The organism is Paenarthrobacter sp. 10L412 (assembly GCF_056395565.1).
The window spans coordinates 173983-190186 of record NZ_JBFTJT010000001.1 but is presented as its reverse complement, the minus strand read 5'-3'; the positions used below and the strand labels follow the sequence as shown (position 1 = coordinate 190186).

General features: G+C 62.1%; 15 protein-coding genes. 5 read left to right on the top strand and 10 right to left on the bottom strand.

The window, feature by feature from the left end; genetic code table 11:
* Nucleotides 1-2 precede the first annotated feature (2 nt).
* Together AC1DD7_RS00885 and AC1DD7_RS00880 are read right to left on the bottom strand one after the other, a co-directional pair.
* The gene (locus AC1DD7_RS00885; RefSeq protein ID WP_477513398.1) at nucleotides 3-245 is read right to left on the bottom strand and encodes a hypothetical protein; all 243 of its coding nucleotides are present in this window, start codon (nucleotides 243-245) and stop codon (nucleotides 3-5) included.
* 192 nt (nucleotides 246-437) lie between these two features.
* Nucleotides 438-1733, bottom strand: coding sequence for a flavin monoamine oxidase family protein (locus tag AC1DD7_RS00880; protein ID WP_477513397.1), 1296 nt, complete (start codon nucleotides 1731-1733; stop codon nucleotides 438-440).
* Between the two features lie 181 nt (nucleotides 1734-1914).
* On the opposite strand from AC1DD7_RS00880, the gene AC1DD7_RS00875 reads away from it, so the two are divergent.
* Nucleotides 1915-3381 (top strand): PucR family transcriptional regulator, encoded by a 1467-nt coding sequence (locus AC1DD7_RS00875; RefSeq protein ID WP_477513396.1) that lies wholly within the window; start codon nucleotides 1915-1917, stop codon nucleotides 3379-3381.
* Here AC1DD7_RS00875 and AC1DD7_RS00870 read toward each other — a convergent pair.
* From AC1DD7_RS00870 to AC1DD7_RS00845, 6 genes are all read right to left on the bottom strand, one after another.
* The gene (locus AC1DD7_RS00870) at nucleotides 3368-4246 is read right to left on the bottom strand and encodes a fumarylacetoacetate hydrolase family protein (protein WP_477513395.1); all 879 of its coding nucleotides are present in this window, start codon (nucleotides 4244-4246) and stop codon (nucleotides 3368-3370) included. The two genes, AC1DD7_RS00875 and AC1DD7_RS00870, sit on opposite strands and share 14 nt — an antisense overlap.
* A gap of 59 nt (nucleotides 4247-4305) precedes the next feature.
* The gene (locus AC1DD7_RS00865) at nucleotides 4306-5094 is read right to left on the bottom strand and encodes a 2-keto-4-pentenoate hydratase (protein WP_477513394.1); all 789 of its coding nucleotides are present in this window, start codon (nucleotides 5092-5094) and stop codon (nucleotides 4306-4308) included.
* A gap of 96 nt (nucleotides 5095-5190) precedes the next feature.
* Nucleotides 5191-6777, bottom strand: a complete 1587-nt coding sequence (locus AC1DD7_RS00860; RefSeq protein ID WP_477513393.1) for an aldehyde dehydrogenase (NADP(+)) — start codon at nucleotides 6775-6777, stop codon at nucleotides 5191-5193.
* Nucleotides 6774-7214, bottom strand: coding sequence for an ester cyclase (locus AC1DD7_RS00855; RefSeq protein WP_477513392.1), 441 nt, complete (start codon nucleotides 7212-7214; stop codon nucleotides 6774-6776). Before AC1DD7_RS00855 ends, AC1DD7_RS00860 begins: the two co-directional genes overlap by 4 nt.
* Nucleotides 7211-7762 carry a flavin reductase family protein gene (locus AC1DD7_RS00850; protein ID WP_477513391.1) on the bottom strand — a complete coding sequence of 184 codons (552 nt, stop codon included), beginning with the start codon at nucleotides 7760-7762 and terminating at the stop codon, nucleotides 7211-7213. The genes AC1DD7_RS00855 and AC1DD7_RS00850 overlap by 4 nt, the downstream gene beginning before the upstream one ends.
* Nucleotides 7763-7796: 34 nt before the next feature.
* Nucleotides 7797-9197, bottom strand: coding sequence for an LLM class flavin-dependent oxidoreductase (locus AC1DD7_RS00845; RefSeq protein ID WP_477513390.1), 1401 nt, complete (start codon nucleotides 9195-9197; stop codon nucleotides 7797-7799).
* 415 nt (nucleotides 9198-9612) lie between these two features.
* On the opposite strand from AC1DD7_RS00845, the gene AC1DD7_RS00840 reads away from it, so the two are divergent.
* The 4 genes from AC1DD7_RS00840 to AC1DD7_RS00825 all read left to right on the top strand — a co-directional run bounded on the left by AC1DD7_RS00840 (nucleotide 9613) and on the right by AC1DD7_RS00825 (nucleotide 14800).
* Entirely contained in the window at nucleotides 9613-11136 is a 1524-nt protein-coding gene (locus tag AC1DD7_RS00840) for an MFS transporter (RefSeq protein WP_477513389.1), read from the top strand.
* Nucleotides 11137-11201: 65 nt separating this feature from the next.
* A complete protein-coding gene (locus tag AC1DD7_RS00835; protein WP_477513388.1) occupies nucleotides 11202-12041 on the top strand; it encodes an IclR family transcriptional regulator in 840 nt (279 codons plus the stop codon).
* Between the two features lie 272 nt (nucleotides 12042-12313).
* On the top strand, nucleotides 12314-13213 hold the full coding sequence (locus AC1DD7_RS00830) for a dihydrodipicolinate synthase family protein (protein WP_477513387.1): 900 nt from the start codon (nucleotides 12314-12316) through the stop codon (nucleotides 13211-13213).
* 78 nt (nucleotides 13214-13291) lie between these two features.
* A complete protein-coding gene (locus tag AC1DD7_RS00825) occupies nucleotides 13292-14800 on the top strand; it encodes an aldehyde dehydrogenase family protein (RefSeq protein ID WP_477513386.1) in 1509 nt (502 codons plus the stop codon).
* 80 nt (nucleotides 14801-14880) lie between these two features.
* Here the strand turns inward: AC1DD7_RS00825 and AC1DD7_RS00820 are convergent, their stop codons facing one another.
* Nucleotides 14881-15168, bottom strand: coding sequence for a CBU_0592 family membrane protein (locus tag AC1DD7_RS00820; RefSeq protein WP_477513385.1), 288 nt, complete (start codon nucleotides 15166-15168; stop codon nucleotides 14881-14883).
* A gap of 151 nt (nucleotides 15169-15319) precedes the next feature.
* Entirely contained in the window at nucleotides 15320-16201 is an 882-nt protein-coding gene (locus tag AC1DD7_RS00815; protein WP_477513384.1) for a glycine betaine ABC transporter substrate-binding protein, read from the bottom strand.
* Between the last annotated feature and the right edge of the window lie 3 nt (nucleotides 16202-16204).

The window sequence follows — 16204 nt, the reverse complement described above, 5'->3', positions numbered from 1 at the left end:
TCCTATTTGCCTGCCAGGAGGCCGTCCAGGAAGCGCTCTAATTCGATGGCGACGCCGGCGTCGTCTTGCCAGCCGTCGTCGGCGGTGTTCCAATGCTCCAGGTAGAGGCCTTCCCATGGCGTGCAGCTGATGCTCGGGGACGGCTCGTGAGTGCATTCTTGGGTCTCCGGGCGGGAGGAGCGCTTCAACATGCGTCCGGCTTTGCCGAGACTGAAGGTGCGGGCGGTGCGGTCTGCGATCGACATGGTGGCTTCCTCTCTGAAGCTGCTGATCCTTGATTGTAAATTGAACGCGACGTTCATTTTACGAACGTTTGAAATAGTATGGCATGGCTCACAGGTCTATTGCAAGGCTGCCCCGGCAACAACGCGTAGAGCGGGGCGGGGCGCCTTATGGCGCCTCCACCCCGCTCCAGTTCGGATGTGTTTGAGTTCTTCTTATGGCCGAAGTTCGGTGTGCACCTCACGGCCGGCCCGCAGGCCGGACTCGATGGCGCCGTCGAAGAAGCCGGCCCAGATGTTGGCGATGTCGCTGCTGGCAAAGTGAAGCACGCCTTCACTTGCCTGCTGTGCGGCGTGGTATTTGGTGAGCTGGCCGGGTCGCTGGATCTGCCACGTTTCTTCGGCGTACGGGTCTTCGCCCCACTTGTGCCCGGTGACTTCGAGGACTTCCAGGTCGTCGCGCCACACTTTGATGGCTTCCCGGATCTGTGCGGGATCCGTGACGTCAATGCGGGCGGCGTCGGCGCCGAAGCCCACCAGGACGGCGTCGTTGTCGCCGACGAACTCGGTGCGGATCACTGACAGCGGCTTGTCCTGCGCGGAGTATGCGAAGAACGGCCTAATGGGACCTTTGACCCGGATCCAGGCCTTGACTCCCTGGGACGCAGTCCTTTCCCGGCTGGCCGCCAGCTTGCCTTCGGAAAGGGCGGGCTGGACGGTGAGTTTGTGCAGAATGTTTTGCGGCAAGGTGATGACCACCTTCTTCGCGTGGATTTCCTGGCCGTCGCCGTAGGTGACAGTGGCGCCGTTGTTTGTGTGACGGACGCAAGTCACCGGTGAGTTGAGGCGGATGTCCGCGTTGGTGTCGGCGGCGATAGCGTTGGCCAGCGTGTCGTTGCCATCCCTCAGTCGGTAGATCGCCGATGCCTCGTGCATGAGTTGCCAGTGCCCGGAGGAGCCAGCTGTCCAGCGCAATGCGTTGACGTACGCACACTGATCCAGGGGAGCGTTGAAGTGCCCCACCCAAGCGGCCTCGTTCGCGTTGCGCTCGTCCTCGGAGAGGTCCAGTTTGTCCAGCATTTCCTGCAAGTTGTACTGGTCCACCTCGGCCAGGTTCTCCACTGTCAGCGGGGCGTCAGGGCGCGGAAGCCACTTGGTGGTGTCCGCCAGCAGGCGAGTCATTCCCGGATCGATCAGTTTCATGAAGTCATCGAGGTTGCCTCGGCGTACCTCGCTGCCGGCGAGCCAGTACGTTTCTTCGGAGCGCGGTCCGCGGGAGACCTCCAGTCCGTAACGGGTCACCTCGGCCCAGACGTGCGGCTGGGTCCAGTGGAGCCAGTTGCCGCCGAGTTCCAGTGTCCTGCCGAGGCGGTTCTCGGTGTACAGGCGGCCGCCGATCCGGTTGCGGGCTTCCAGGACGACGACGTGGTGGCCGCGGTTGTCGAGCTCGCGTGCTGTGATGAGGCCGGCGAGACCGGCGCCGATGACTACTACGTCAGTTTGTTCAGTCATGGGTATCTCCAATGGTCTTGACGTTTCCGGAGGTTGTTCTATTGCGAGATTAGGTGGCTGGGTCCCGCACGATCTATGGACTAAACTACGAATTTAGATGAACGATTCGTACTTACGTATGACACGCCGTCGTAGTGTGATCCAGCATTTGAGAGTCCAGACTGGAATATGAGGTAAGGCTGTGGCAGAAAACCTGCGCGTGGCGGATCTCCTGGCCATGGACGCGGCCAGCACGCGCCTGATCGCGGGGCAGGGCGGGGTAGAACGCCGCGTCCTGTGGGCCCACAGCAGTGAAATGCCGGAGCCTGAGCGCTGGCTGGGTCCCGATGAGCTGCTGATGACGGTGGGATTGTGCATTCCGGAGGACCGGCAGGGGCAAGTGGACCTGGTCCGCCGGTTGGATGCCGCGGGGCTCGCGGGAGTGACCGTGGGCGACGACCAACTCGCACCCGCGCTCACCCAGGAAATGCTTGCCGAAGCCGACCGGCTGAATTTCCCCATCATGATCACCAGCGCCGTGCCGTTCGCCAGCATTGGGCGGATCGTCGCGGCCGCGAATTCCAACAACCAGACCCAGCAGATTCTGACGCTAAGCCGTCTCTACAGGACCGTGCTTGAACCCTATGAAGCCCCGGATGGATTCATGCGGGAACTCGGCAGGGTCTTCCACGTTTCCCTGTGCGCCGTCGACGCCGCCACTGGAACAACGATATTGCCGGGCGCCCTGATGCCGGGCGAAGGCGAAGTCCAGGAAGCGGCTGCGGCTTTGGCCCGGTCAGCGAAGGTTGGGGGCGCAAGGATCGCAACTCTGCGGCAGGGATCGGTGTCGGCATGGCAGCTTACTGCCCGCAGGCCGACTGTGCTGCTGGTGGACGAGGGCCATGGCTCCATGCTGGATTCCTTCACGCTGGTGCACCTGACACGCGTGGTGGCTGTCGAAGCTGATCGACGTGCCGCCGCCGCCATGGCTGCGGCAGGGCGTGGCCGTCAAGTGCTGGCCGATGCGTACTCGGGCGAGATAAACGTTTCCAGGCTGGAGCAGGACGCAGCCGAACTTGGCCTGAACTCCAGAGACCTCGCGGTGGCGGTGATGGTGCCCGCCCATGAGGACCTCATCGTTGAGTCCTTATCACTGGCTACCATTCCGCACGCCAGCGCGGTGCGTAAGGGGTACCTTGTCTCGCTGCTGTCCGCTTCCGACGTCGAGGGTCTGCGTTCCATCGTCAGGTTCCACGGCGTCCGAGCTGGCGTGTCGCCCCGCTTCACCCATATCAGCGAGGTGCGTGAAGCGGCCCTGCGCGCCCAATGGGCGTATGAGTCGGTTCGGAGCGGCGCCGAGGAAGTGGTCCACTACGATGAGGCGGTCTTCTCTATTTCCCCTCGTTCGGAGAGCGAAGCGCTTGAGGTTATTGACCGCGTCTTGGGCCCGCTGCGCGAAGGCAGCAGTGGGGCTTCACTGTTGGAGACGTTGTGCGCCTACCTGGACCAGGACCGCAATTGGACGGCCACGGCGAGCGTCCTTGGTATCCACCGACAGACCCTCGCTTACCGTTTGACCCGGATCGAGAAGCTGACGGGCCGGAGCCTGAAATCCACGCGCGATCTCGCCGAATTCTGGGTGGCCCGGATCGCGCTCAGGCAGGAGTAACCGTGTCAGGTGCTGCTGGTGCCCGGAGAACATGGCGCATCTCGCCGACGCCCTCCATGAAAGTGACCAGCTCGTCTCCCGGGGCAAGGAAGCGTTGGGGAGTGCGACCCACTCCCACCCCGGGCGGCGTGCCGGTGAAGATGAGATCGCCGGGCAACAGCGGGGTGACCTGGGAGAGGCGTGCAATGATGTCCGGTACGGAAAAGACCATGTCCGAACTCCTGCAGCTCTGTACTTGCTCGCCGTTCAGGGTGCAGGTCAGGCCGATGTCGTCCGGGTCCTTGAACTCGTCGGGTGTCACCACAACGGGACCAATCGGCGCAAAGCCGGGGTAGGACTTCGCCAGGCTGTATTGCGGCGCCGGACCCTGTGATTGCATTGTGCGCTCGGAAAGATCCTGGCCAACGGTAAGGCCTGCGACGTGCTTCCACGCGACCTCCGCAGCGATGTTCCGCCCGCCCTGGCCGATGACGGCGACGAGTTCTACCTCCCAGTCCACTGTTCCGGGAGGCAGTGAAATCTCGCCGAAGGGGCCCGTCAGAGCGGTGGCGAATTTTGTGAAGACAGTAAGGTCGTTTGGAACGTCCAGCCCGGCCTCGGCTGCATGTTTGGCATAGTTGAGGCCAATGGCAAAGATCTGCCGCGGCTGTGGAACGGGGCCGCCGAACTCTTCCGGGGCCACCTCCGAAAACGGCCTACCGGTTGCACTTTGGAGCGTGGTGGCGAACTCCAGCAGATCGTCCCAGCGTTCGTAGGCTTCCTGAATTCGCGGACTGAACGTGCCGTTGCTCTCAGTGGCGATGTCAATCACGCCGTCGGCAGCGGTGACGAGAGACAGCCGGCCGGAGATATTGGCAAAACGCATGTGAGGGCTTCCTTAGCTGGTTGTTGGTGGTGGCCGGACGGCACCGGCCACCAATGGGCTTAGTTTGCGACGCCGGTGGTGACGTCGAACTCGACCGTTCCCCAGCCTTCAAAGGTGCCGGACCAGCGGCCGGCTTCGTTCATCGGAACAGCTTTCAGGCAGCTGCCCGGAAGGATGACCTGGCCGGCCTCGAACTCGATGTCGTACTGGGCGAGGCGGTTGACGAGCCAGGCGACGGCGGCAAGCGGGTTGCCGAGGATGTTCTTCGTAGTGCCCGTGATGACTTCGCGGTGGTTGAAACGGAGGACGCCGCGTGTGTCCCGCAGGTTAAGTTCGGTGAGCAGACGCGGGGTGCCGCCGAGGATGACTGCACCGGTGGAACCGTTGTCAGCCAGGGTATCGGGAAGTCCGATCGCCCAGTTCTTGACGCGGGAGTCGATGACCTCGATGGCGGGCAGCGCGTAGTCAATCGCATTGATGACATCTGCGACAGTTGTGTTCCGACCGCCCAGGTTTCGCTTGAGGACGAAGGCCGGCTCGAGTTCGACGTAAGGCTCGATGAAGCTCTCACGGCGCAGGGACGTGTTTTCGTATTTAAAGAAGCCGGCGAGCAAGTGGCCATAGTCGGGCTGGTCCAGGCCGAAGGCATCCTGCATGACCTTGGCGATGTTTCCCAACTTATAGCCGACAAGGCGGTCGCCGTTGGCTACGGCGTGGGCGACGTTCGCCTTCTGCACTTCGAAGGCGGAGTCGACGTCGAGGGAAGGCCAGTTCTCCGTGGGAGCCGCGATGGGTTCACCCTGCAAGCGGGCCGTCCGCAGGGTCTCTGCGATGGTGTTGATAGACATGGTTAATCGTCCTTGATTAAGGGGGAGTGGGACTCCGGCCCTGGACTCCTGTGGTGGCGGGTTGTCCAGGGCCGGAAATATTGAGTTGCGAATTGCCTAGCGCGTGACGCTAGTGATTTCGCCGTCGATCATCCGGTTTACCTTCCAGGGGTTGGAATCCTGCAGCGGTGCCGGAAGTAGCTGCTGCGGGAAGTTCTGGTAGGAGACCGGCCGCAGGAACCGATCTATGGCAAGCGTGCCCACGGACGTTGTCCTTGAATCGGAGGTGGCCGGGTAGGGCCCGCCGTGGACCATCGCGTGGCCGACTTCCACACCGGTGGGCCAGCCGTTGATGATGATCCGGCCCACCTTGCGCTCCAAGACCGTGATGAGCGGTGCCACAGTGGAATAGTCTGCCTCGGATGCCTGGAATGACGCGGTCAGCTGTCCTTCGAGCCGAAGCGTGGCGGCGATGAGGTCCCCTACGGCTTTGTACCGGATGACCAAGCTGGCGGCACCGAAGATTTCTTCCTGCAGCGTACGGCTGTTGGTAAAGGCGTCGAGGTCCACGCTGAACACCGCTGGGGCAGGTGCGTTGGAGGTTGTTCCCTTTTCACCGCGGGCGATCAGGCCGGCGTCGGCCACCGCCTCCACGGCGTCTACACCTTGCTGCCAGGAGGAAGCGATGCCTGGGGTCAGCATGGTCTGCCCGGTTTGCTGGCTCATGGCCTTCCCGACGGCGACAGCGAGGCGGTCTCCAGCTTCACCGGCCGGGACGAACAGTAAGCCGGGAGAGGTGCACACCTGGCCGGAACTCCCGGTGACGGATGTGACGTACTGGCGGGCCAGCGTATCGATGTCCCCTTCCAAGGCGCCCGGGAGAACATAGACGGGGTTGATGGAAGACATCTCCGCGTACACGGGAATCGGTTCAGGCCGCGCGGCAGCCGTGCGCATTAGCGCCGTGCCACCGCCGCGGGAGCCGGTGAAACCCACAGCCTTGATAACGGGGTCGGCTACCAAGGCCTGGCCGATCTTGTTGCCGGATCCGAAGATGAGCGAGAAGACGCCGGGATGGAGTCCAACAGCACGGACCGCTTTGGTGATCGCCCGGCCCACAAGCTCGGAGGTCCCTGGGTGGGCGTTGTGTGCCTTGACGATCACAGGGCACCCCGCGGCGAGGGCGGAAGCAGTGTCACCGCCGGCAACGGAGAAGGCGAGAGGGAAGTTGCTGGCCCCGAAAACGGCCACGGGGCCGAGCGGGATGTGGCGCAGGCGGATGTCTGCCCGGGGAAGCGGGGTACGGTCCGGGATGGCCGGATCGATGCGAACCCCGCGGAAGTCACCCTGGCGGACAACTTTCGCGAAGAGCCGTAGCTGTCCGGCGGTCCGCGCACGCTCGCCCCTCAGCCGGTCTGCTCCCAGTCCGGTCTCTGCCATGGCCCGTTCTATGAGTTCCTGGCCGAGCGCTTCGATGTTCTCGGCAATGATCTCCAGGAAGCGCGCGTGGCGTTCAGGATCGAGGTTGCTGAACGATTCGAAGGCGTCCGCTGCTGCGTCAGTGGCGGTCCTCAGCTGTGCTTCGCTGATCAGGCTGAAGGCCGGTTCCAGTTGCGCGTTGGTGGACGGATCGATGGCGAAGTACTTGCCGTCCGTGCCGACGACGGTGTCTCCGGCGATCAGGGAATGTCCGTTGAGTGTCATCGTTGCGTCTCCTGTGCGATTGGGTTACCGGCGCCGAGGTGCCAGATTCCCAGAGCGGCAAGTAGTTCACGCGGGTCCCAGACGACCCATTCCTCAGCGAGCTTCCCGTCCTCGAACGTGAGGAAGGACGCTCCGGTCACAGTGACTTTGCGGCCTGTGGCAGGGACATCCATGAAGGTGTCCTGGTGGCTTGCCGTGGTCTGCCAGTGAATGGCGGTCTTCTGGCCGTCCTCAATGATCTGCAGGATGTCGGTGCGGGTATCGGGGAAGGCAGCGTGCATCGCCTCGATGTTCGCCTTGAGGGTTTGATAGTCTTCGCTGCCTGATTTGGAGCGGCGGACATAGCCCGGTGCAAGCAACTGCTCGAACGCGGTCAGGTCGCCTTCGCCCCAGGCGTCGTTCCAGGCCTTGAGGATTGTTTCTTTGCGGTTGCTCATGATGCGCTCTTTGCTTCTGCAGGTACGGGGATCTCGATGGGCTGGTACTGGCCGAACTTGCCTCCACGGAAGATCAGGGCGTTGCCTGTTCCTTCTTCCATGTTGGTCACGGCGCCGACCACCATGTAGTGGTCGCCGACGACCACTTCTGCGGTGACCACACAGTCGATGTAGGCCGTGGCACCATCCAGGTGTGGGGTCCCGAGGGGGCCCGGCGTGCTGGGCAGGTTCTCGAACTTTTCCGGGCCCTTCCGGGAAAGGGAGCGGCACGTGCTGATCTGGTCGTCGGCCAGGATGTTGGCCGTGAAGTTCTGCAGCTTGCGAAGCTTCGGCCAGGTGGAGGAAGAGCGGTCAACGCAGAACATGACCAAGGGCGGTTCCAGCGAGAGTGATTGGAAGGTGCCGACGACCAGGCCGAGCTTCTCGTCGTCGTCGTTAATGCCGGTGATTGCCACGACGCCGGTGGGCAGCTTGCCCAGTACTTGGCGGTAGTAGGCGGGGGAGAGGTCCGGTGCCGGGGCCTGTTCGGCGGTTGGGGTGATATCCATGATGGTTCCTTTGTGCTTTCGTCAGTCTGTTGTGTCAGTTGCTGGTGGGAGCCAGTCGCTCCGCGCGGTATCCGGCGGCAGGATGGCTGTCGAGGGCGTACTTGTGCCCGGGGAAGAGCTTTTCGCGCAGGGTTGCCGCAGCCTGGTCTTCGGTGCGTGCCGGGGAAACGAGTCCCTGGGCACGTAGTTCAGGGAGGGCCAGTTCGATGAATGTCTTCCAGTCGCCGGGCTTGGTGGTGTAGCTGAGGTTGATGCCGTCTACGTCGGCCTCGTCGCGCCACCGGCGCAGTTCGGCAGCCACGGTTTCGGGTGAGCCGATGATGGTGCAGCCGCTGCCGCCCACGGCGAGGAACTCGGCGATCTGGCGCGGGGTCCAGTCCCGGTCCGGATCGGCCTTGGAGAACATATCCACCATGGACTGTGCTGCCTTGGTGCCCACGGACTTCAAGGGAGCATCCAGTTCGTACTCGGACATGTCGATTCCGGTCCAGCCGCTGAATCGAGCGAGGCAACCTTCTATCGGTGCATTGTCCACGGCTTGCTGGTACTTGGCCTGGGCTTCCTCATCGGTGGGAGCCACGACTACGGTCAAGAGGATGACAACCTTGACATCCTGAGGATCGCGGCCCGCTTCGGCCACAGAGTCGCGCACCTTGGCTACCGTGCGCTTGGCGCCTTCCACGGAGGTGCTCTGGATGAAGATAGCCTCGGCGTGCTTGGCGCCGAAGGCCATGCCCCTGGAAGAAGAGCCTGCCTGGAACAGCACGGGAGTGCGCTGCGGGGAGGGCTCGCAAAGGTGGAAGCCGGGAACGGTGAAGTGTTTACCGGAATGGTTGATGGCGTGGACCTTGCTGGGGTCGATATAGGTCGCGGAAGCTGGATCGCGGACCACGGCGTCTTCCTCGAATGAACCTTCCCAAAGCTTGTAAACCACGTCCATGTACTCGTCGGCCATGTCGTAGCGCTCTGCGGGGCTGAGCTGCTGTTCCTTGCCAAGGTTGCGGGCCGCGGCTTCGGAGTAAGAGGTAACGATGTTCCAGCCGACGCGTCCGGCCGTGAGGTGGTCCAGGGTGCTGAAGCGGCGGGCAAGCATGTATGGCGGCTCGTAGGTTGCTGAGCACGTGACACCGAAGGACAGGTGTTTCGTGACCGCGGCCATGCCGCTGATCAGCAGGGTGGGGTCGTTGATGGGAAACTGCGCCGCATCGCGCAACGCAGCATCGCCTGAACCACGGAAGACGTCGTGGTAGCCGAGGTTGTCGGCGAAGAAGATTCCGTCGAAGCTGGCTTCTTCCAGCATCCGGGCTACGCCCTTCCAGTACTCCAGGTCTGTGTAGCGATAGCCTTCGTCACCTTGGTGGCGCCACGAACCGGAGGTCAGGTGCGCGGGAGCAAATACGTCGAATGCGAACAGGCTCAGTGGTTCGTTTTTCATGGCAGCGGTGCTTCCTTGGACTGCGCCGGACTCGGCGACAACTTCATTGGTGAACGTCAGATATTGAACGCTGCGTTCAATTTAGGGTGTTGTGCAGTTCACTGTCAAGACGTGGCCCAGATCGCGGGAGGTTGCGGGGCGCTCTTGACATAAGGTGTGGCGGGTGTCATATTTTTGATCACGACGTTCACTTGTTGAACTCGTCGGGCCTTGGGGTTCTTGGCCCCGAAACTTCGCTGGCCGGCCAGCAAAATGCCGGCACGTTGCCTGGAAGTGCACGAATTACAAGGAGCCATGCTGAAAGAAGACGCGATGCCGGTCCCTGTGGCGTCTCTGCCGATGTCGGTAGCCCTCCTTGGGCTGTCCGACGCGATTGAGTCTTGCGCTTCTGGCTTTTAAGGAAAGTAGGACAAAGATGTTCGATCAACGCGAAACGCGTCGCCAAGGGTTGCCCAAGGCGGCACGCCGATTGAGGGCGGATGACTGCATAGTCGTGGACAACCGCGAACTGCGGAAAGCTCAGATTGGCGCCGGTGTAGGCAACTTCATCGAATGGTATGACATCGGGATCTACGGCTACCTGGCCGTCACCATGACTTCGGTTTTCACCGAAGGAATGGACGGGCGAATGGGCCTCCTGGTCACTCTTCTGGGCTTCGCTGTGTCCTTCGTCGTTCGCCCCCTCGGAGGCATGATCCTCGGCCCGCTGGGTGACAGGATCGGTCGCCGCAAGGTGCTGTTCTTTACGATGGCACTGATGGCGGCCGCTACCACCGTTATCGGCCTGCTGCCGACCGCCGGACAGGTTGGCCTCTGGGTCATCATTCCGCTCTATCTATTGAAGATGCTGCAGGGTTTCTCAACCGGGGGCGAGTATTCCGGTGCGGCGACCTATATCTCGGAGTTTTCTCCGGACCGAAGCCGCGGGTTTATGACATCGCTCCTGAACTCCGGTTCGATGCTGGGCTTCGCGGCCGGCGCCGGAGTAGTGGCTGTAGTGGCAACGATTACGACGTCGGTGTGGGGCGAATCCGCGATGCGCGATGGCGGCTGGCGCATTCCCTTCCTGATCGCCCTGCCGTTGGGCTTGGTGGCAATCTCACTCCGCAAGCGCATCCCGGAATCGCCGAGCTTCGAGGTCGCACAGGAGAAGTCCGGCCATGGCGATGTCAACCCGATTTTCGTCCGCCACAGCCTGCCCAACATCGTCAAGCACTACTGGCCCCAGATTCTTATCGGGATCTCGCTGATCGCCGCTGACGGCACTTCGGCCTACATGCTGACCAGCTACATGCCCACCTATCTGGAAACGCAGGTGGGGTCGGATGCGGTACACACTGCCGTGGCTGCAGTTGTTGTCCTGGTTCTGCTGGCTGTGATGATTCCTGTCGTGGCGCGCTGGTCCGACCGGATTGGACGGCGCCCTGTGTATGCCATTGCCACGCTCGGCAACATCATCCTGCTGATCCCCGCGTTCGCCTTGATGCAGGTCGGCGCTCTGTGGTCGCTGTACTTGGCACTGTTCCTGGTGGCCGTCCCCTGTGCCTGCTTCCTGGCGTTGACGGGTGCCGTGATGTCCGAACTGTTCCCCACCGCCTCACGCTTTGGGTGTGTCGGACTCACGCATAATCTCTCCATTTCACTCTTCGGCGGCACTACCCCGCTGGTCAGCCAGATCCTCGTCCAGATCACGGGAAATGCCTTCGCACCGGCGTTTTATGTGATGTTCTTCTCCGTCATCGCGCTCCTGGCAGTGCTGAAAATGCGGGAGTCTGCATCGCGTCCGCTTCTCGGTTCAGTGCCCGTGGTGTCCAGCGGCAAAGAGGCCGAGGCGCTAGCCGAAGGGCAGGACACCGACGAGCGCATCGACACCGCTACGATGCTCCTCACGCCGATGCCCACATCGGGGGAAACCCTCGTTCCGGCGGCACGGCAGTAGCGCGACCACGGCCCGACCGCACGACTCCACCATCTCGTTGGCTACACGAAAGAGCAAGGGACGTTATGAATTCCGAATCAGGGGCGCAAGTGCTGAACTCAGATGGGTATCCGGCGGGCGCGGTCAGCGAGAACCCGCTATCCGGGGAAGGCGTGGACCTGACGAACAAGTCCGTTGTCAAAGCAACGCATCTCCTGGCTGAGCTGGGCCGGCATCCTGAAGGAGTCTCCGTCACCGAGGTAGCCCAGCTTGTGGACATAACCAGGCCGACGGCTTTTCGCCTGCTCCTCAGCTTGGAGCATGCGGGTTTCGTGGACCGTAGCGGCGACAACCGGTACAAGCTTGGCTGGCAGGTTGCCCGGCTTGGCAGGCTGGCCGACCCGCATGCCGGGGTGGTCGCAAGAGTCCAGCCTGTCCTGGACAAATACGCCGCGCAGCTGAACGAGACCGTGAACTTCGCAATGTTGAGGGGCGAAACTGCCTATGACGTCATTGCAGAAGCATCGGCTACACGTTTCCTGAACGCATCGCACCTCTACGTTGGCGGGACGTATCCGCTGCATGCCAGCGCCACGGGAAAGCTCATCCTGTCCGAATTGAGCGATGACAGGATCGCCGAAGTCCTGCCGGATCGGCTTGAGTCCTATACCGAGCGCACCATCACGACTCGCCGTGCCCTGCTGCGCGAAGTACACCGGGTCAGGGAGCAGGGCTACGCGCTTCTGGACGATGAGCTGGAAGAAGGGCTCTTCGCTATCGCCTGTCCGTCGCGCGATCCTCACGGAGAACTGCTTGGCATCCTTGTCCTGCAGGGACTGGTCCAGCGGATCAAGTCCAGCGGCGTGCTGCGAATTGTTGCCGAGCTGGGCCAGGCCGCCAACGAGGTTGCCGAAGCTTTGGCCTAATCGGGCCTCCTGTTGGCGGGCTGGGTATTGCAACCCCGACATCATGGCGGCCCAGGCAATGCTGGACGTCCCCACATCGGTGGGTGCGGTCCCGCGTTAATGGTGTGTTAATTCGGCCCACATCTATTGTGGCGCGCGAGTAGATGTACAAGAATTGATCATAGCGTTCAGTAACTGAACGTGCGGGGTGTGGTTGAAGGACAAATTGCTCTAACTGGATTGCCAAGCTCCCACCCATGTCCCGTTTCAGGATCAGCAGACAGGAACTCCCTATGTCACTACAACTCAGCGGTGTGCTAACTGCGCTGCCAACGCCTTTTACGGCCGATGGCACTATTGATCAGCCAAAACTGCGCTCACTGGTGGACCGCTCCATCGACGGCGGTGTGAACGGCGTTGTTGCCTGTGGCTCCACCGGCGAGTTCGCTTCGCTTACTGCCGACGAACGGCGCCTCATCGTCGAGACCGTTGTGGATCACGCAGCAGGCCGCGTGCCGGTGGTGGCCCAGACCGGCGCGAGCAGCACCGACGAGGCCATCCGGTTGTCCCGGCACGCGCAGGAGAGCGGCGCCGACGTCGTCATGCTGATCACCCCGTACTACGATCTCCTCTCGCCGGCGGAGGCTGCCAGCTACTTCCGGTCCGTGGCAGGTTCAATCGAACTGCCGGCAATGCTCTACAACATGCCAGCGCTCACTGGTCTCAACCTTGACGCCGACCTGGTGGGGAAACTGGCCCGGGAAGTGGAGAACATCCTCTACATCAAGGACTCCAGCGGCGACATGGGGCAGGCCACGCAATTGATCCACCACCATGGCGAGTACATCTCAACCATCATCGGCTGGGACAGTCTGACTCTGGCCGCGCTAACGGAGGGCGCCACTGCTGTCATGGCCGGTACGGCGAACATCCTGCCGCGCGAAATTGTGGCGGTCCAGAGCGCAGTTGCTGCCGGCGACTTCCCGGCAGCACAAGCCGAGTGGAGGCGCATTTATCCACTGATCGATGCCATCCTCTCTGTGCCGTTTGTGCCAGCCATCAAAGCCACTTTGGATTTGCTTGGCCATCCGATCGGCACGCCGCGCCGGCCGACGGCAGACCTCGACCCCGAATCTTTGGCGCGTATCGCAAAACTCGTGGGAGAACTTCAACTCGAGGCTGCATACGCCTAAGCGGAGAATCCGCCAGATGCCCAACCCAAGAACCTGCACCATCTGTTTCTGCCCAAATAAGAACAACCAGGAGTGACCATGACTACAGCAACAACATTGTCAGGATCAGTGCGCCGTGGCACGGATCCGTCACCGATTTTCGAGCTCGACCAGCTTCCGCCCGGCAAGCATTTCATTGCCGGTGAGTTCCGTGCGGGAGCCAGCGGTGAAACGCTGGCTGTCGTTAATCCCTGTACCGAAGCCGTCATCTGTGAGGTTGCCCAAGGCGTCGCCGAAGACGTTGACGTGGCCGTCGCCGCTGCACTCGAGGCAAAGGAGGCATGGGGCCGCACGCTGCCCAAGCAGCGTGCGGAGATCCTGCTGGCCATCGCTGACCGCCTGGCTGAAAACGCGGACGCACTTGCCCGGCTTGAGGCCCTGAACACCGGAAAACCGCTGATGGTGGCCGAGGACGATGTCGCTTCTTCCATCGATTCCTTCCGTTTCATGGCGGGTGCATGCCGGTCCACCACCTCCGTTGCCTCAGGCGAGTACGCCGAAGACCACCTTTCTGTCATCCTGCGGGAACCGCTGGGTGTTGTAGGTGTGGTCACGCCGTGGAACTATCCGCTGCTCATGGCTGTTTGGAAGATTGCGCCAATCCTGGCGGCCGGCAACACGATGGTCCTCAAGCCCTCGGAGCAGACGCCGCTTACCACGCTGAAGTTTGCCGAATTGATCGCGGACCTGCTTCCGTCAGGAGTGCTTAACATCGTCACGGGCCTCGGCCCGGTGGTCGGGGCGCGTCTCGCCGAACACCCTGATGTTGCCATGATCGCCCTGACTGGCTCGGTCAACAGTGGCCGCGCAGTGGCCCGCCTGGCAGCGGAGACGGTCAAGCGCGTGCACTTGGAACTGGGCGGCAAGGCGCCCGTTGTGATCTTCGCCGACGCGGATCTCGCCGCAGCCGCCGAGTCGCTGCGCGCGGCCGCTTACTGGAACTCCGGCCAGGAGTGCGGTGCTGCCTGCCGTGTGCTCGTGCACGAATCGGTCGCCGAGCGCTTCACCGAGTTGCTTGTGGAGCAGGTCGGCACCCTTGTTGTCGGGGAGTCCACCGCAGGCGCCGACGTCGAAATGGGCCCCATGATTTCGAAGGCCCACTACGAGCGCGTGCTGGGGCACCTGGAGCGCGCGAAAGCGGACGGCGCCAGGGCAGCACTGGGTGGCGGTGCGCTGGAGGGCGCAGGCTACTTTGTGGCTCCGACAGTGCTCGTAGACGTACCGGAAGGCGCGGCCTGCACGGTTGAGGAGATCTTCGGCCCCGTTGTCACAGTCGAAACGTTTGCCACCGAAGACGAGGCCGTGAGCCGGGCGAATGGAGTGCCTTACGGACTGGCAGCCTCAGTGTGGACCCTGAACCCGCAGTTGGGCCACGAGATGTCATCGCGGCTTGAGGCCGGTACCGTATGGGTCAACTCCCACCTGGCTCTGGCAACAGAGATGCCCTGGGGCGGATTCAAGAGCTCCGGCTACGGTCGCGACCTCTCGGCTTACGCCTTGGATGACTACTCGCGCACCAAGCACGTCATGCACAGCAAGGCCCGGTAGCAATCCCTTCGGCAGGCCGTAAAGCAGTGGCCCGGACTCTCCATGAGTCCGGGCCACTGCTTTTTGGCGCTTCTGCCACTTCAATCTACGGGCCTGCGGGGAATCCTTGGAATGTTTTCCCGGTCTCGCCTTGGTGTCCCGCGAAGCCGGACGATGGCCACTGCTGAGAAGAGGCACCAGCAAATGTTCAGCGCCACTGAAGGCCAGGAGCCGGTGGCGGTGTTGCTGAAGGCGAGGGCTGCAGAACCGATGAGATTCGCCAGCTGGAAGCGGTACCCTGCACGGATCCACCCCAGGGAGAAACACGCGTACCCCGCGAGGACCACAAAGGCTCCCAGCCATCCACTGAGGTCCGTAAATAGCGTCATTGATGATGCTCCTTCAGAAATTCTCCGCAACGAAACGGAGACTGGGCGTCGAAGCGGCCCGTGCGTGCTGATGCACACACGGGCCGCTTCATCGGCAACTATTGGAGGGCCAGGACCAAAGACTTGGTCCTGGCCGCTAATCTCACAAGGCTTATTGGAACCACTTGTCTGCCGCTGCACGGTTATCGGGCGTCTCCAGCCATTTGCGTGCGCCTTCCGCCGGGTCCTTGGCTTCACTCACGGCAAGCATCAACGAGGCGTACTGCTCCTCGGTGAGCTTGGACTTGGACATCCAGCCCTTGACGTCGGAGTGCTTTTCCGCGAACTTCTTGGACAGGACCACGTAGGAACCGTCCGGCTTCGGCCAGCCCTGGGAATCGTCCTTGAGAGTCTTGATGGGCATGGATGCAAAGGCCCAGTGCGGGGTCCATAGCGCGATGACTACGGGCTTTTTGTTTTCGACGCCGCTTTTGAGTGCCGCGAGGGCTGCCGGGGTGCTGCCTTCGACGATCTTGAGTTTGTCCTGGCCGGAGTACTTGGCCAGTACGCCAGGGAGCAACTTCATTTCGCCGGAGCCGGCCTCGATTCCTACGATCTTCGAATCATACTTGTCTGCGTTCTTGACCAGATCGCTGATGGTGTTTTCTTCGACGAAGTCCGGTACCGCAAGGACGTTCATATCGTTGTCGAAGTATGGCTTGTCCGGAATCACCAGATCGTCCTTGTACTTGTCGACATAGGCCTGGTGCGTTGAGGGCAACCAGGCGTTGAGGTACCCATCAAGGTCACCGCGGGCGATGCCGGAGAACCCGGCAGCGAGGTCCACGCTTGTGGTCTTGACGGTGTAGCCCTTTTCTTCGAGCAGCACAGACCAAAGTCCGGTGACGGCAACGGTGTCATCGAAGCCGGGAACAGTGGCGAAGTTGATGGTCTTTTCCTTGTCGGTGCTGGAGCCGTTGGCGACTCCAGAGCACGCGCTCATGCTGACTGCCAGGACAGCGCTGGCGAGTATTGCGGTGATGGTCTTTTTCAAAGG

Coding starts and splice junctions, on each gene's coding strand:
- AC1DD7_RS00885 (WP_477513398.1), bottom strand. CDS start 245: ATGTCGATCGCAGACCGCACCGCCCGCACCTTCAGTCTCGGCAAAGCC.
- AC1DD7_RS00880 (WP_477513397.1), bottom strand. CDS start 1,733: ATGACTGAACAAACTGACGTAGTAGTCATCGGCGCCGGTCTCGCCGGC.
- AC1DD7_RS00870 (WP_477513395.1), bottom strand. CDS start 4,246: ATGCGTTTTGCCAATATCTCCGGCCGGCTGTCTCTCGTCACCGCTGCC.
- AC1DD7_RS00865 (WP_477513394.1), bottom strand. CDS start 5,094: ATGTCTATCAACACCATCGCAGAGACCCTGCGGACGGCCCGCTTGCAG.
- AC1DD7_RS00860 (WP_477513393.1), bottom strand. CDS start 6,777: ATGACACTCAACGGACATTCCCTGATCGCCGGAGACACCGTCGTCGGC.
- AC1DD7_RS00855 (WP_477513392.1), bottom strand. CDS start 7,214: ATGAGCAACCGCAAAGAAACAATCCTCAAGGCCTGGAACGACGCCTGG.
- AC1DD7_RS00850 (WP_477513391.1), bottom strand. CDS start 7,762: ATGGATATCACCCCAACCGCCGAACAGGCCCCGGCACCGGACCTCTCC.
- AC1DD7_RS00845 (WP_477513390.1), bottom strand. CDS start 9,197: ATGAAAAACGAACCACTGAGCCTGTTCGCATTCGACGTATTTGCTCCC.
- AC1DD7_RS00840 (WP_477513389.1), top strand. CDS start 9,613: ATGTTCGATCAACGCGAAACGCGTCGCCAAGGGTTGCCCAAGGCGGCA.
- AC1DD7_RS00835 (WP_477513388.1), top strand. CDS start 11,202: ATGAATTCCGAATCAGGGGCGCAAGTGCTGAACTCAGATGGGTATCCG.
- AC1DD7_RS00830 (WP_477513387.1), top strand. CDS start 12,314: ATGTCACTACAACTCAGCGGTGTGCTAACTGCGCTGCCAACGCCTTTT.
- AC1DD7_RS00825 (WP_477513386.1), top strand. CDS start 13,292: ATGACTACAGCAACAACATTGTCAGGATCAGTGCGCCGTGGCACGGAT.
- AC1DD7_RS00820 (WP_477513385.1), bottom strand. CDS start 15,168: ATGACGCTATTTACGGACCTCAGTGGATGGCTGGGAGCCTTTGTGGTC.